General features: G+C 54.0%; 13 protein-coding genes. 8 read left to right on the forward strand and 5 right to left on the reverse strand.

What is annotated here, in order from left to right:
* Window positions 1-121 precede the first annotated feature (121 nt).
* On the forward strand, window positions 122-745 hold the full coding sequence (locus tag SH527x_RS14780) for a class I SAM-dependent methyltransferase (RefSeq protein WP_437191447.1): 624 nt from the start codon (window positions 122-124) through the stop codon (window positions 743-745).
* Window positions 746-866: 121 nt separating this feature from the next.
* Here the strand turns inward: SH527x_RS14780 and SH527x_RS14785 are convergent, their stop codons facing one another.
* Window positions 867-2,393, reverse strand: coding sequence for a hypothetical protein (locus tag SH527x_RS14785; protein ID WP_437191448.1), 1,527 nt, complete (start codon window positions 2,391-2,393; stop codon window positions 867-869).
* A 166-nt stretch (window positions 2,394-2,559) separates the two neighbouring features.
* Entirely contained in the window at window positions 2,560-3,327 is a 768-nt protein-coding gene (locus tag SH527x_RS14790; RefSeq protein WP_437191449.1) for a glucose 1-dehydrogenase, read from the reverse strand.
* Window positions 3,328-3,767: 440 nt separating this feature from the next.
* On the opposite strand from SH527x_RS14790, the gene SH527x_RS14795 reads away from it, so the two are divergent.
* Both SH527x_RS14795 and SH527x_RS14800 read left to right on the forward strand, forming a co-directional pair.
* A complete protein-coding gene (locus SH527x_RS14795; protein WP_437191450.1) occupies window positions 3,768-5,237 on the forward strand; it encodes an AAA family ATPase in 1,470 nt (489 codons plus the stop codon).
* Window positions 5,238-5,444: 207 nt separating this feature from the next.
* Entirely contained in the window at window positions 5,445-6,653 is a 1,209-nt protein-coding gene (locus SH527x_RS14800) for a 2,3-bisphosphoglycerate-independent phosphoglycerate mutase (protein WP_437191451.1), read from the forward strand.
* A 105-nt stretch (window positions 6,654-6,758) separates the two neighbouring features.
* Here the strand turns inward: SH527x_RS14800 and SH527x_RS14805 are convergent, their stop codons facing one another.
* Entirely contained in the window at window positions 6,759-7,643 is an 885-nt protein-coding gene (locus SH527x_RS14805; RefSeq protein ID WP_437191452.1) for a DUF4159 domain-containing protein, read from the reverse strand.
* Window positions 7,644-8,250: 607 nt separating this feature from the next.
* On the opposite strand from SH527x_RS14805, the gene SH527x_RS14810 reads away from it, so the two are divergent.
* From SH527x_RS14810 to SH527x_RS14820, 3 genes are read left to right on the forward strand one after another with little or no spacing between them, the layout of a single operon-like run.
* On the forward strand, window positions 8,251-9,222 hold the full coding sequence (locus SH527x_RS14810; RefSeq protein WP_437191453.1) for an aspartate carbamoyltransferase catalytic subunit: 972 nt from the start codon (window positions 8,251-8,253) through the stop codon (window positions 9,220-9,222).
* On the forward strand, window positions 9,219-10,502 hold the full coding sequence (locus tag SH527x_RS14815) for a dihydroorotase (protein ID WP_437191454.1): 1,284 nt from the start codon (window positions 9,219-9,221) through the stop codon (window positions 10,500-10,502). Before SH527x_RS14810 ends, SH527x_RS14815 begins: the two co-directional genes overlap by 4 nt.
* A gap of 5 nt (window positions 10,503-10,507) precedes the next feature.
* Complete coding sequence (locus SH527x_RS14820; protein ID WP_437191455.1) at window positions 10,508-11,560, forward strand: phosphotransferase; 1,053 nt, start codon at window positions 10,508-10,510, stop codon at window positions 11,558-11,560.
* On the opposite strand, the gene SH527x_RS14825 is transcribed toward SH527x_RS14820, so the two are convergent.
* A complete protein-coding gene (locus SH527x_RS14825) occupies window positions 11,536-12,054 on the reverse strand; it encodes a hypothetical protein (protein ID WP_437191456.1) in 519 nt (172 codons plus the stop codon). The two genes, SH527x_RS14820 and SH527x_RS14825, sit on opposite strands and share 25 nt — an antisense overlap.
* Before the next feature lie 156 nt (window positions 12,055-12,210).
* Window positions 12,211-12,813 carry an RNA polymerase sigma factor gene (locus SH527x_RS14830; RefSeq protein WP_437191457.1) on the reverse strand — a complete coding sequence of 201 codons (603 nt, stop codon included), beginning with the start codon at window positions 12,811-12,813 and terminating at the stop codon, window positions 12,211-12,213.
* A gap of 264 nt (window positions 12,814-13,077) precedes the next feature.
* Between SH527x_RS14830 and rfbC the strand changes: the two genes are divergently transcribed.
* Window positions 13,078-13,620, forward strand: coding sequence for a dTDP-4-dehydrorhamnose 3,5-epimerase (rfbC, locus tag SH527x_RS14835; RefSeq protein ID WP_437191458.1), 543 nt, complete (start codon window positions 13,078-13,080; stop codon window positions 13,618-13,620).
* Window positions 13,617-14,663 (forward strand): 4-hydroxythreonine-4-phosphate dehydrogenase PdxA, encoded by a 1,047-nt coding sequence (gene pdxA, locus SH527x_RS14840; protein ID WP_437191459.1) that lies wholly within the window; start codon window positions 13,617-13,619, stop codon window positions 14,661-14,663. The genes rfbC and pdxA overlap by 4 nt, the downstream gene beginning before the upstream one ends.
* The last annotated feature ends 19 nt before the right edge of the window (window positions 14,664-14,682 follow it).

Here is a 14,682-nt window from a genome sequence, read left to right on the forward strand (position 1 = left end):
AGAAATCACCTGAACGTCGCGAGTTCCGGAAACGACCGCCCAATACAAACTTCGCTCAGCAGAAAACTACGGATAGACCCCTGCGGTCTAGCGGATATCGGGACAGCCAGGGAGGGTTGCCATGTCAGAGACATTCAAAGTTGAAGTTTCTCAAGGCCAGTTGAACCTCATCGCCAAGCGCTACGGCGTGAACGCCGGCTGCTCGCTGCTCGATGTTGGCTGCGGGGACGGTGAGTGGGTCTTGAAATTGCGTGGACGCGGCGCCACCGTTCAAGGCATTGAAGAACGCCACCTCACAAGTGCCCCCCAGAGCGACGCCATCGCAATTGGATCTCCAGCTGCGAACCTGCCGGGCGGTGTTCAGTCATTCGACCGAGTGCTGTTTCGCGGAACCAGCCTGATCGGCGCGGACGCATTCCATCCAGAGCTGATGATCGCACTGGCAAACATGGGATCCATGCTGAAGCCTCACGGGCGGCTGGTCATCCCGATCAACAACACCAATGAAGCCGAGATTGCCCGTTGGCAGTCGATGCTCTCCAGTTTCCCTGGCACCGTCCGCACTCGCAACCTGACTGGTGGTATCGCAGCTTACCTGACGCTGTCATTCCTCTTCGGCGGCAACGCGAAAATCACAGTTGTGGACCTCAACATCCAGAACAAGCAGATTTCGAAACTGGAATGGCACAAACTCGCACGAGAAGCCGTTCTCAAACAGATGAACAAAGCACAGGAAGCCGCGTAAGTCTCAGGACGAACAGCTTCAACTGATAAAATTCAACTCCCCGGACAATGCAGAGAACCTGCAATGTTCGAGGAGTTTTCTGCTTTCCGGCTCTCGACACGACTGAGCAACAAACCTGTGGTTAGTTGATTTCGAACCACAGTTTCTTAATGGTCCCGTTGAACTTTCCGCGTGGGCCGTCGCCTATTTTGAGCATCATCCCTGCCGTTTCGAGACTGAGATCACTCGCTTCACTTTCCGCGACCAGCTTACCATCGACAAACAATCGCAGCACACCGGATTTACGCTGCGCAACGACGTCATGCCAGCCACTTCCGAGTTCACGATCATCTGTAATCAACTGACCTGCAGTCATCGACCAGATGTGGCCAGACGGTAACGTTGTCGAGAAGAGTCGTCCGTGATGAGTCGCCATCGTCCACACTCGTCGATAACGCACGTCAGGTGTGACATCCAGTTGCTTCAAACGCTTCCAGTTGGTTCCGCCGTCGTAACGGTACACTTCCGCCAGCGGCAACGTGCCACCATAGAACGTTCCGTTGTGAACGAGCATCGCCATGACTTCCAGCTCTTCTCCGAGTCGCCCGCAATCAATCCATTTGTCGTCAGAATCAAGGCGATAAACCTTCCCTGTCGGCCATGTGCTGACATGCAAGGCGTTCTGATATGTGGTGAATGAATAAGTCTGGGTGATGTCGTTGGAGACGAGCCCGAGATCCTTCCAGTCTTTCCCATCGAATCGATAGACGGCACCAGAGTCGTAGCTTCCTGCGTAGAGATATCCGCCATGAACACCGAGCGACACGACCCGTTTACCATCAGGCGTCGGGATCGATGTCCACTTCTTATCGCCGTCGTAACGGAAGAAGCCCGCTGGTCGATAGAGAGACGACGCGTAAAGCTGACCGCGATAAGTGACGAGACCACCGATCGCCTCAGTCGGGGCAAGATCTCCAATGAGTTCCCACTGGTCGTCACCAGTCAATCGATAGACTTTGCCGCCGCGTGTCTCATTCATTGAGTCCTGCAGGCTCGATCCGCCGAGACGATACTTACCAGTCCCGGCGTACAGTTCTCCATCGAATGCCGCCAACGCGGTGACTGAATTCGCCCCATCCAAAGTCCCTACTGGCTTCCAATCACCAGCCCCTGCATAGCGATAGACCTTGCCAATGGAGTCTGGGCCTCCTTCGCAGGTTCCCATGTAAAGGTGTCCCTTGTGGACTGCCATTGAGAAGCCGAGGATCGTGTTCCCCGGCCGTCCTTCATCGCGCCAGACAGGTTCTGTTCCGGCATCAATTCCAAACTGAATCTGACGCCAGTTTGCCTGACTCGTTGTGCTTCCGGTGTTATTTCGAACTCCAAGCGAAAAGCCGTGTCGCGTCTTGTGATTCCACAAGCTGACCAGATCGCCAAGATCCTGAGTTCCAGATTCATCAGTTCGAAAAGACACTCCAACCGAAAAGTCAGACGTCCCCAACGACTTTGATAACACAATGTTTGAGGACTGCTGAGATTCAGGACCGAACTCGATTGGTTCGCTGATGAGAACCTTGCCTGAGAAACTCAGTTCTGGCGGTTCGGCCTGTGCAACAAAAGAGCTGATGGCAACTGCAGCCGTTGCCACTGCCAAGACTCGTGACCCCATTCTCAGGCAGCTTTTCATTTCCGTCATTTCTTCTGAAGATCGTTGAATTCGCAACATCTCAAATTGCTTTCTGAACCAGGAAGTGCAGGGGCCCAAGCAAAATTAAAAAGCAGACTTTGGGGAACGAGCCAGACAGAGCAGTGAGGGAAGAACCAAGCGTCTCGCCTTAATAGTCGAGGCTCGATCCCCCTTCAACTTCGATCCCTTGCCCGGTCACGAAGCTGGAGTCTTCCGTCGCCAGAAACAGACAGACCCGGCCAATCTCCTCCGGGGCCGCCATTCGCCCAAAGACTTGTAACTCGGCCACACGCTTTAATGCCGATTCAGGATCAGGCAACGTCGCCGCCCATTCGCGCATCAAAGGAGTATCAACGTTACTGGGGAGCACGGCATTGACCCGAATACCATCAACTCCAAGCTCCAGTGCCAGAGCTTTGGTGAGACTCACCTGAGCCCCTTTTGTCGCGGCATAGGCAGACGAGTGATGTTGCCCGAGAACGGCCGTCATCGAACTCATGTTCACAATCGTTCCTTTTGTCTTGCGAAGATAAGGAACAGCGAACTTGGCCGCCGCGTACGTACTGACAAAGTTCACCTGAAAAAGCCGCTCCAGATCTTCAATCGACGTGTCATCGATTGATGTGGCAGGGGGGTGAACACCAGCGTTGTTAATCAGACAATCCAACTGCCCGAACTCATTCACAGTCTCTTCGATGGCCATCTGAATCTGCGATGGCTGGCTGACATCGCATTGAATGACATGCACTCGCCCGGGGCCGGTTGCGTTCAATTCTTCCGCCAACTGCATTCCGGCTTTCACATTGATATCCAGAATCGCCACGTTCGCCCCCTCCTGCGCGAACACCCGGACGCACCCGGCACCAATTCCAAGACTTCCGCCGGTGACGATCACTGTCCGATTCTGGAATCTCATAAACCTATGCTTTCGTGTCAAAACAGCCCCAGCAACCTTCACTCACAGTCAACACACCTCAGAATTCCAACTCGCCCTCGATCGCAACAATACAAATGAGGCCATCACGACAGCCATCTGGACGAAAAGGATTGCCCGTGATTCGCTGCGAGTGAAGTCCAATTCTCCTTGCCAGGCTTCCAGTTACGACTTGTATGGCAACCCAAGACGGTGTGAAACTCCAGCAGCCAGCGTAAAATCACCGTCGAATCAACAATATTCAATTTGATTGATTCGAATCATGACGTAGTGTTCTCGGACGTCAACATGCTTTGCCAGAGAGTCGCATCAAAAGAGACGGACCTCTCTCCGCCAGACGTCGATCGACCTCATCCCGCACCTCATTTTCCAAAGCCATCGCTGATCACCTTGGGCAGTTTTCGCAGTTGGTTGTGAAATCCATGTCGTTCGAAACTCACAACTCTTTCGATTCGCGAACCGAGGCCGCATTCTCTGACCCAGAGGATGAAGGCTACAAGGTCTACGTCGAAGCTGGTCGGGGAGCCGTAACGCAAAAACGTCTGACTCCTGATCTGATTCGCGGAAACGCACATCTGCAGCAACTGTTCGACCGTGTTCAAGACCTCCTCTCCAGCTCGGTCGATAAGAACGCCGAGTTCGTGCCTGTCTGCCCGGAATCACTGGAGGAGATGAAGCTCACTGAAGACGATGTCCAGCGTCTTGTGCTGAAATACCTCGTCCAGAAGGGCTCCGCTCTCGGGCGTGAAATCTCCAATCAGATCAAGATTCCATTCGGGATTCTGTTTCCGTTGCTCGCCGAGTGGAAATCGCAACAACTGATTTCCTACCGGTCGTCAGGCGAGATGGGCGACTATGTGTTCGCCATCGTCGAAGCCGGTCGAGAACTCGCCAAAAAATTCAGCGCCGAATGTACTTACTTCGGGGCCGCTCCTGTTTGTCTGCAGCACTATCTTCACGCAATGGAGATGCAGACGATTGCCGGAAAAGAAGCGACTGAGGCTCATCTTCGAGAAGCATTCTCCGATCTGCTCGTCAGTGACCAGCTTTTTGATCGCCTTGGCCCGGCCATCAATTCCGGACGAGGCATGTTTCTTTTCGGAGAACCCGGAAACGGAAAAACGAGTATCGCCGAACGTATCACCCAATGCTTCGGAGATGCCGTCTGGATTCCGAGAGCCTTGGGGATCGATGGCGATATCATTCGCGTCTTCGATCCGGCCGTTCATGAGGAAGCTCCCCTGAGTTCAAACGGAGGGATTCTCGACCTAAGCGGAATCGACACTCGCTGGGTTCGCATTGCTCGCCCCACCATTATCGCAGGGGGCGAACTGACAATGAACGAACTGGAAGTCACCCAGAACCCGATTACAAAAATCTGTGAAGCCCCACTGCAGTTGAAGAGTAACTGCGGAACACTGGTGATCGACGACTTCGGACGCCAGACAATGCCGGTCGATGTGCTGCTGAACCGGTGGATCGTCCCGCTTGAAAAACGATACGACTTCCTGAACCTGCCATCCGGTAAAAAAGTTCAGGTGCCGTTTGATCAGCTCATCATCTTCTCCACGAATCTGGAACCGCGCGATCTTGTGGATGGTGCGTTCCTGCGTCGTATTCCCTACAAAATTGAAGTTCCTGATCCTTCAGAAGATCATTTTCGAAAACTGTTCGAAATCATGGGCCCGAAGCTCGGCCTGACCTTCGCTCCCGGGGCAGTGGACCATCTTGTCGAAACGCATTATCAGGCATGCAACCGCCCGTTTCGCGCCTGTCAACCACGCGATCTGCTTCTGCAGGTCAAAAACTTCTGTGTCTATAAAAGACAGCCGAAAATTGTGACCGCACAGGCGTTTGACTTCGCTGTTGCGACCTATTTCTCAGTCATGTAAAGATCAGGCGAAACTGATATACAGAAACGCCCCTTCTCGAACAGGGGCGCCACCTGCTAAAGTCTTTGCGCATTCCGTGCGCAGCTTAGATGGCCAGCGGTTGCCAGTCGTATTTCGAGGCTTCAGGCCCGACGAATGGCCTCATGCAGTGGCCTCCAGCAGATCAAATCAATCATTGTGTAAATTGGCCGGGACGAAGTGACTGTAATGAGCGAAATTCATACTCTGACCCGTGAACTGCAGAAGAAAAACGATTCAAAGATCGTTCTGCTTGTGGCCGACGGCCTCGGCGGACTGCCATTGCAACCAGGCGGCAAAACCGAACTGGAAACCGCGAAGACTCCGAATCTCAATGCACTCGCACAGCGCGGGACGCTCGGACTGAGCACACCAGTCATCCCAGGGATCACACCGGGAAGTGGCCCTGGTCACCTGGGTCTGTTCGGATATGCCCCGCTTGAGTTTCAGATCGGACGCGGCGTTCTGGAAGCACTCGGAATCGACTTCGATCTCGGGCCAGACGACGTTGCCATTCGCGGAAACTTCTGCACACTCGACGAGAAGGGTTTGATTTCCGATCGTCGTGCAGGCCGTATCTCCTCAGAGAAAGCCGCTCCTCTCTGCGAGAAGCTCAACCAGATCCAGATTCCTGGCGTTGAAGTCTTCGTACAGCACGTCAAGGAATACCGTCTTGTCGTCGTCTTCCGCGGCAAAGGTCTCGAAGGAAACATCAACGATACCGACCCACAGGCGACCGGAGTTGCTCCGCTTGATCCAGTGGCTCGCGATGCTGGCTCCGCCGCGACAGTTGAAGTTGCCAAGGAGTTCCTGCGTCAGGCTCGTGAAGTTCTGAAGAACGATCAGCCAGCCAACTTCCTGATGCTTCGCGGGATCGCCAAGCGTCCGCCAATCCCGACATTCGAAGAAGTCTACGGCACCAAAGCCGCTGCGATTGCAGTCTATCCAATGTACCGCGGACTCGCGCGACTCGTCAGCATGGACGTTCTCGATGCCGGTCAGACACTGGAAGATCAGTGTGCCCGACTGAAGGCGGCATGGAACGATTACGACTTCTTCTTCATGCACTTCAAATACACCGACTCAACAGGTGAAGACGGTAACTTCGACGCCAAGGTCAAGCGAATCGAAGAACTCGACGCTGCGATTCCAGCCATCACCGCGCTGAATCCAACCGTCCTGATCGTCACTGGCGACCACAGCACGCCAAGCAAGATGAAGTCACACAGCTGGCATCCGGTTCCGACCATGATCGCCGCTGATCGTTGCCGCTTCGATGGCAGCACAGAGTTCGGGGAATCCGCCTGCCGCATCGGTGGACTCGGACAATTCCCGGCGAAATACCTAATGCCACTCGCGCTGGCTCACGCTGATCGCCTCGAAAAATTCGGTGCGTAATCAACGATAAATCTGTGTAATACAGATCGAATTCACTCCAGCCATCAGTCAATTCCTGGTGGCTGGAGTTTTTTTTGCGCACAGAACACTGCCTGGAAATCAAAGTCAGTGCGTCATGGCGTAGAAGAGAATATTGATGCCCATCGGGTACGCTCTCTTTTCCGAATACTCACGGAAGTAGAATTCATCCTCGCCTTCCCGTTCCCAGCCATCTCCGAGATCGGTGTTATGACAAGCGAGCGCCATGATGCGTCCCTTGTCGTCAAAGAATGCCCGATAATGAACCTCGGTGGCATCAGGACGCTCGTAAGAAATCCCGCGCCGGCCATGTTCAATTGATGGAACCTGCGGCTTTTCGGTCAGGTCATAGACAATGTGAAAGATGGGATGATCGAGCGGCAGTTCCTGTGGCTCCTTGTCAGGAAAGACGAGTTTCATCGCACTTGCGAATTCAAACCATTCGTCTTCCCCCCAGAAATCGTCGAACATGGCAAAGCCGCCCTGTTCGAGATACGTCCGGAGCAATTCCGCTTCCTCTGGTGAGAAGTTCAACCCACCGCGACGTCCCCCCCAGCCTCCGCCCGGTTCACAGAAATAGATGAACGGGTAATGAAACAGCCGAGGGTCTGTCAGCTCCAGAATCAGCGGATTCGGATTCACTTTGAGCGAAGTAAGTTGCTGCAGGCGGAACGAAAAATTCAAATCGCTGTCCGGCCAGTCAGTGCGCCAGGTGCCACGGAACCCAGCCTGCGTGTTGTAGAAGATCCGGACGAAGGTGAAGACATCCGTTGGGAACTCAGAATCCTCGTCCCAGTCCGGGACACCACGGCGATCAATAATGAATCGAGGGCTCTCGGCGGAATCGAACATCCCCGGTCGGAACCCCGGCGTCCGGCGTTGTGACATCGGCCCGAACTGTGCGAGCGCAGTCAGCGCCACTGGCAACACGAGCAGGCAAGGGAGGAGGACCCAAAGCAACTTTCTGCGCATCTCAGCACTCCCCCTCCAGAGAATCAGTCACAGAGATCCAGGTCTTCTAAGAAGTAGAACTTCTCGTGTGTCTACTGCTCGCTCACCGCAAAAGCACGTTCATCCTCCCCTCACTCCCGCCTTATCAGAATCGGGCTTTCTCCTAACAAGGAGAGCTGATCACTGATTGGCGATGCGATGGAATTCGTTCCAGTCTACCGAATCTGACACAAAATTCCCCTAATATGTTGTCGAAGAAATCCGAAACACTCATCCATGCAACAACTTGCAAGCCGGTAACACATCGATTTTCCATCCGATTTTCGCATTCCCCCTCTCCATCTGCACCTGCGAGGAATGCAAACCGACCATCTGGGGCGTTCCTGTTCGTGAATTGATTGCTCACAGTTCCTTCACAAATTAGGATGGGAAAAATTCACTCTTGGAAGGTGTCTTCAAACCGACTTCCTGACAGAGAAGCCTGTTCTCCGGAACTGGATTCCATGTTCAGCGTCAGGATCGCGTTCATTTCCGATGTCCCATCATGGTGATGGTCTGGAAAGTGAATGGCGATCATGGATGGACCGCCTGAAGACTCCTTCTCAGCAGCCGAAAGTTTCTCCCGCGCATGGCCGCCCACTCACTGGACCCGCTCGCCACGGACAATTGGAGTCGTCGTCATTTACTTGGTCTTCAGCATCTGGACCCTGACGAAATCACGCTGATTCTGGACCATGCTGCTGAATTCAAACGACTCCAGCAAACCCGGGCAAAACTGAATCACCTCTCCGGGGTGGTTGTCGCCAACCTGTTCTTCGAAGCATCGACCAGAACTCGCACCAGTTTCAATCTGGCAGCCAAACGCCTCAGTGCTGACACCGTGGATTTCACCGCGTCTGGCAGCAGCATCTCCAAAGGCGAAACCTTCATCGACACCGCCTTGACCATTGAGTCGATGGGAGTCGATCTGGTTGTGATCCGCCACAGTTCCTCCGGCGCTCCAGAACTGCTTTCCCAGCACCTCAAGTGCGGGATTCTCAACGCAGGAGACGGAACGCATGAACACCCGACACAAGGGTTGCTGGATGTGTTCACGATGCGTGAAAAACTGGGGTCGCTTGAAGGCAAAACAGTCACGCTGGTCGGCGACATTAAACACAGTCGCGTCGCCCGTTCGAATATCTGGGCACTCAAGAAGCTCGGGGCCAACGTCATTGTCTGTGGACCAGCGACCCTGATCCCACCGGGAATCGAGAAACTCGGGGTTCGCGTCGCCAACAAGTTTGATGATGTCCTCGCAGAATCCGACGTGATCAACCTGTTGCGAGTCCAGTTCGAACGTCAACGCGGGGCCTTCTTCCCGTCGATTGCAGAGTACGCGCATCTGTTTGGAATGAACGGGAGCCGGCTGAAACGTTCTAAACCGAACGTCTTAATTCTCGCCCCTGGCCCGATCAATCGCGGAGTGGAAATCACTCCCGATGTCGCCGACGGCCCACACTCACAGATTCTGAATCAGGTTTCTAACGGCTTATTTGTTCGCATGGCCTGCCTGCATCTTCTGGCACGTCGCCATCAATGGCTGCAGGAGGGAAAATGAGTTCGTTACTGATTCAGAATGGCCGTGTCATCGATCCCGCAAATCAGGTCGATCGAGTCGCGGACCTGTTGATTGTCGACGGGAAGGTTGCCACACCGGGCAGCGCGACACCTGATCAGATCATTGATGCCAAAGGTCTCATTGTCGCACCTGGCTTGATTGATTGCCATGTCTCGTTTGGCGAGCCGGGCTTCGATGAAGATGAATCAATTGAAACTGGTTCAGCAGCGGCTCTTGCTGGCGGGTTCACAACTGTCGCTTGCCTGCCGTCAACGTCACCAGTGATCGACACACGTGCTTCTGCCGAATTCATCATTCGACAGGGAGAACGCGCCAACAAATGCCGGGTCTTCCCGCTCGGGGCCGTTACCAAAGGGCTCGAAGGAAAAGAACTCGCGGAAATCGGTCAGCTTGTCGAGGGGGGGGCAATCGCCTTCACCGATGGCAAGCAGGCAATCGCCAACTCGGAGATCATGCGCCGTGCGTTGCAGTACGCCGGCATGTGGAACAAACCGATTCTGCATCACGCCGCGGTTCCAGAACTGGTTCATGGCGGGATCATGCACGAAGGGTTCCAGTCCACTGTCATCGGGCTGCAAGGCATGCCTGCCGCGGCAGAAGAAATCATGGTCCGCCGTGATATCGCTCTTGCCGAAACAACTGGCGGACGCATTCACCTGATGAGCTTGTCGTCACTGAGAAGTGTCGAGGAATTGCGTCGGGCCATCGCACGTGGCTTGCGAGTCTCTGGCGATGTGACTCCGCATCATCTGTTGCTGATTGATGAATGTCTGTCCGGGTATGACTCCAACTATAAAGTCGATCCTCCTGTGCGGACTGAGGAACACAGAAACGCACTGATTGAAGGGTTAAAAGACGGCACCATTTCCATCATCGCTTCTGACCACACCCCGGTGGCAGACGAGAAGAAACACCTTGAGATCGACCGTTCTCCGTTTGGAATCATCGGCCTTGAAACGCTGTTGCCACTCTGCGTCGAAGCACTGATTCGACCGGGGCATCTGACCTGGCCTCAACTTCTGGAGAAGCTGACGATCGGCCCTGCGAGGATGCTGGGAGTTCTGAGCGGAACACTCAGTCTGGGGGCCGCCGCAGACGTGACCATTATCGACCCGGAAGTGCAGTGGACGATCGATGCCACGCAGTTCTGCTCCCGCAGCAGTAACACACCATTTCATGGTCGTGCCGCTGAAGGGCGCGTCATATACACCATCGTTGGTGGTGAGATCAGCTATCAACTCGGCGACTGTCGTCGGTAGCACAGATGAAGATTGAATCAACCTCACTCTGGCAGTCCATCGCGGAGCACTTCCTGCCGAGTCAGGTTGAAGTTCAATGCACCAGTGCCGTTTCCGGCGGCTTCAGTTCGGCTCAAGTCGTTCGTGTTGTGACGTCAATCGGTGATTTTGCGCTACGTGGGACTCCCTGCGCTCAGGCCGATGAGCAGACCGTTCTCTGCAGGCACCATTGGCAGAAGGAACTCGCGAACTCCGGCATCCCGGTTCCAGTCCCCCAGCAAGAACAGACAACCGGCCGGACACTGCTGCAACATGACAATCAGTTCTGGCAGATGGAAACCTGGTTACCGGGGAAGTCGGTGACCGGAAGTGAGATCACACCCTCTCAAGTTGCCGCAATGATGGCTCAGATTGCGAAGCTCCATCAGGCATCCGCAACCTCCTCAGCAACAGGCGCAGACTCGGCGTATCAATGTCGAACGGATTATTGCCCGACGGTGCTGGAGCGGCGGCAGATCATCAACTGGTGGACTCCAGCACGTCTTGTCATTGCAAGTGATTCCATCAGTAAGGCACCGACTGAATTCCGTCTGCATGCGGAGATGATTCTTGCGGAATTCCTGTCTCAGGCGATGGTGCTGGACAATGAACTCAAGCAGTTAGAGAACATCCCGTTTGCGCTGATTCCATGTGCTCGCGATCTGTGGCAGGCACATGTGCTCTTTACCGGAGATCAGGTGACAGGCGTGATCGATCTCAATGTCTCGCGGGTCGATCACATCGCGACTGACCTGTCACGATTATTGGGCAGCTTTTTCGGAAGTGATCCCACACGCTGGCAGCATGCACTCGCCGAATACGAAACGCACCGCCCACTGACTCCGTTGGAACATCAACTCTTGCGAGCGCTCGACCGGAGTTCTGTCGTCCTCAGCGGCATGACGTGGATTAACCGCTGGTATCACGGGCATGTGACACAGGCGAACCTGTTGGCCGTTGTGGAACGCATGCAAAATCTCACAACGGTCATCGCCACGCGAAATCAGAACAGCGGTCACTTCTTCTCAAGAAGTAACTGAGACGCTTTCTCTCTGAGCTGACGATTCCTGTTCGCCCGTTCGAGAGCCTCGCGAGCTTCACGACTTAAATGCGGCTGCGACTGCGGTTCTGAGAACGAGGGGAATGGGGAGAGATGCTGCTTCCCGATCTCATTCCCAGGCATCGATCCAGGCGGGTGGCGAGCAGGGAAAAGCATCCCCAGAACGACCAGTAGCGAACATGCAACAGTTGCCGAGAGAATTCGTAATCCATTCGACTTTAAGGGAAACCCTTTCGCACGCCGAGGCATCTCCAACCGTTCAGACAACTCCGGCCACAGGCTCTTCTGAACCGAAAAGCTATCTGGCGACGACGCTTTTTCCAACACGGTCAAAGATGCTTTCAACCTGACCCGAGTTGCCTGACAATCTGGACAAACAGCCACATGGCGTCGAGCCTCATTCAGCTCAACGTCATCAACGGGATCATTCCCCAGATGCAATGCCATCCAATGTTCGGCGTCGCGGCAATTCATGAGATGGCCTTAACTACAATTCCTGGCATCACAGTTCAAATAATTCAAAAGATTCAACATGGAAATGACTCCGCATTTCGACTGACGTGTAAGGAAGCCTGATCACCCACTCTGGATTCTAACACGCTTTCCGAAGAACCGTTGCGGGTTTCGGAACTATGCCTGCCGGGCTCCCCAGAGTTCTTCAAAGCGAATTCTCGCTTCCGCCAGTCGCCAACGAATCGTTGCCTCTTGTCGGTTGAGAATCGCGGCGATCTCTGATGTCGAGAAATTCTCCATATCTCGCAGAATCAGGACCGTTCGATACTTCTCCGGAACCCGTTCGATCACCAGTTGAACTTCCATCCGCAGATCAATCTGCTGTCGCGGGTCAGGAACCACAGCATCAATCGGCTGATTCCCTTTTCTGTCTGAAAACAGAATGGACCAGATCCGCCGTTTGCGACGTCGATGAAAATCCATCGCCAGATTCACACCGATGCGAAACAACCACGGCGAAAACCGGCGGGAAGGATCAAACTGATCGAGCCGTTCATAGGCCCGAATGAATGTTTCCTGAGCGAGATCTTCCGCAACATCGACATCATTGACGAATCGCAAAATCACCCGAATCAAACGCTTCTCATATCGCTGAACCAGAACTCCAAACGCATCACGATTCCCCTGCCTGGTCTCTTCCACCAGACGGGTATCGCTGATGATGGAGCCCTGCTCAGAGTGATCAGCATCTTTTTTCATGTGACCGGTTTTAGGCGACATTGTCCCTCCCGGAGTGATTCAGTCATTGAATTTACGCAACTTCAATTCGATTCGTTGGATGACTTTGCCTCTCAGCGTAAAATTTTCGAAAATGTGATCCTCTCACCTGAAAGTCCCGTTACGGTCGGGAAGAACGGACTTCCAAAGCCGTAAACTATCTGATCACCACAAGTTGCCATTGATCAGATCTCCCGGAAATGGTCACATTTCGCATGTGTGCGACCAGATTGATTTACACGAAATCGCTTCGAGTACGACAGTGTCATGGAATTTCTGACGACTTCACTTCCCGGTGTCATTCGAATTCGCAGCAAGGTCTTCGGTGACCAGCGGGGATTCTTCACCGAGGTCTACCAAGCGGAACGGTTTGCGCAGAACGGAATCTCGCTCCCTTTTGTGCAGGACAACCTGTCACGGTCGCAGCGTGGAGTCCTTCGGGGACTGCACTATCAGATTCAGCATGCTCAAGGAAAACTTGTCACTTGCCTGAATGGTGAGATCTGGGATGTCGCGGTCGATGTCCGCAAGTCATCTCCGACATTCGGACAATGGACCTCAATCGTCCTCACTGGAGAGAACCGGGAATCGTTCTATATTCCTCCCGGCTTCGCCCATGGGTTTTATGTTCTGTCCGAAACCGCTGATGTATTCTACAAATGCACGGACCTCTATCATCCAGAGTATGATCGAACTCTGATCTGGAATGATCCGACTGTCGGAATCCAATGGCCGGAAATGAATAACGTCACCTTGTCCGAAAAAGATCGTCAGGGACTGCGGCTTGCTGAAGTGGAGACTTACCCATGACTAATGCTGTCCCGTTTCGTCCCAAACTTGCCATTACGATGGGGGATGTTTCCGGAATCGGTCCAGAAATCATCGCCCGTAGCCTCTCGATCCCCAGCTTTCGCGATTCCTTCCGGCCGATCGTCGTGGGCGATGCGGAAGTGCTTCGACGCGCCTGCGACTTGCTTCACACCCCTCTCAAGATTCGTGAAATCGATGCGGTCGAAGAGATTGTCTTTGAATTTGACGAAACGATCTGGGTCTGGAACCCGTCTCAGGTCTCCACGGAAGACGTTCCTCCCGGGCGAATCGACGGTCGGGCAGGGCATGCCGCATACGACTGGCTTGTCGCCGCAACTCAGGCAGCGCTGCACGGAATCGTGGATGGCATTGTCACCGCACCGCTGAGCAAAGCAGCACTGCATGCAGGCGGCTTCAATTACCCGGGCCATACCGAAATTCTGGCAGCGCAATGCGGCGTCAAGGATTTCGCCATGATGTTGTATCTGCCGCTCTGCCCGGCAATCAAAGGCCCCTTCGGTCTCAGTGTGGCTCACGTCACGCTGCACACCAGTATCGCCAGTGTCCCGACACTCCTGACTCAACAGGGAATTCTCGAAAAGATTCGCCTGACGCATTCCTTCCTGAAGCAGATTGGGTGCCCGGAACCCCGAATCGGAGTTTGTGCTCTGAATCCGCATGCAGGTGAAGAAGGGTTGTTTGGCGACGAAGAAGCCAGACTGATCGCTCCGGCAGTCGCCACGGCAAGAACTCGAGAAATCGCGGCGGAAGGTCCTTTTCCGGCCGATACACTATTACAGCGGGCAGTTCACGGTGCTTTTGACGGCATTGTGGCGATGTACCACGATCAGGGACACATTGCACTGAAACTCATTGCATTTCAAAAAGCGGTGAACGTGACTCTGGGACTTCCAATTGTCCGCACCAGTCCCAGCCACGGAACCGGATTTGATATTTCATGGCGTGGGATGGCCGACGCCGGTGGACTTCAGGAAGCAACCCGAGTTGCAATTGAACTTTGCCGACGCCGTCACCTTTCGTAACGCACAGGAAAGAGATCGA

The sequence above is a fragment of the Planctomicrobium limosum genome, assembly GCF_051465645.1.
Taxonomy (GTDB): domain Bacteria; phylum Planctomycetota; class Planctomycetia; order Planctomycetales; family Planctomycetaceae; genus Planctomicrobium.

Coding starts and splice junctions, on each gene's coding strand:
- SH527x_RS14780 (WP_437191447.1), top strand. CDS start 122: ATGTCAGAGACATTCAAAGTTGAAGTTTCTCAAGGCCAGTTGAACCTC.
- SH527x_RS14785 (WP_437191448.1), bottom strand. CDS start 2,393: ATGGGGTCACGAGTCTTGGCAGTGGCAACGGCTGCAGTTGCCATCAGC.
- SH527x_RS14790 (WP_437191449.1), bottom strand. CDS start 3,327: ATGAGATTCCAGAATCGGACAGTGATCGTCACCGGCGGAAGTCTTGGA.
- SH527x_RS14795 (WP_437191450.1), top strand. CDS start 3,768: ATGTCGTTCGAAACTCACAACTCTTTCGATTCGCGAACCGAGGCCGCA.
- SH527x_RS14800 (WP_437191451.1), top strand. CDS start 5,445: ATGAGCGAAATTCATACTCTGACCCGTGAACTGCAGAAGAAAAACGAT.
- SH527x_RS14805 (WP_437191452.1), bottom strand. CDS start 7,643: ATGCGCAGAAAGTTGCTTTGGGTCCTCCTCCCTTGCCTGCTCGTGTTG.
- SH527x_RS14810 (WP_437191453.1), top strand. CDS start 8,251: ATGGCCGCCCACTCACTGGACCCGCTCGCCACGGACAATTGGAGTCGT.
- SH527x_RS14815 (WP_437191454.1), top strand. CDS start 9,219: ATGAGTTCGTTACTGATTCAGAATGGCCGTGTCATCGATCCCGCAAAT.
- SH527x_RS14820 (WP_437191455.1), top strand. CDS start 10,508: ATGAAGATTGAATCAACCTCACTCTGGCAGTCCATCGCGGAGCACTTC.
- SH527x_RS14825 (WP_437191456.1), bottom strand. CDS start 12,054: ATGAATTGCCGCGACGCCGAACATTGGATGGCATTGCATCTGGGGAAT.
- SH527x_RS14830 (WP_437191457.1), bottom strand. CDS start 12,813: ATGTCGCCTAAAACCGGTCACATGAAAAAAGATGCTGATCACTCTGAG.
- rfbC (WP_437191458.1), top strand. CDS start 13,078: ATGGAATTTCTGACGACTTCACTTCCCGGTGTCATTCGAATTCGCAGC.
- pdxA (WP_437191459.1), top strand. CDS start 13,617: ATGACTAATGCTGTCCCGTTTCGTCCCAAACTTGCCATTACGATGGGG.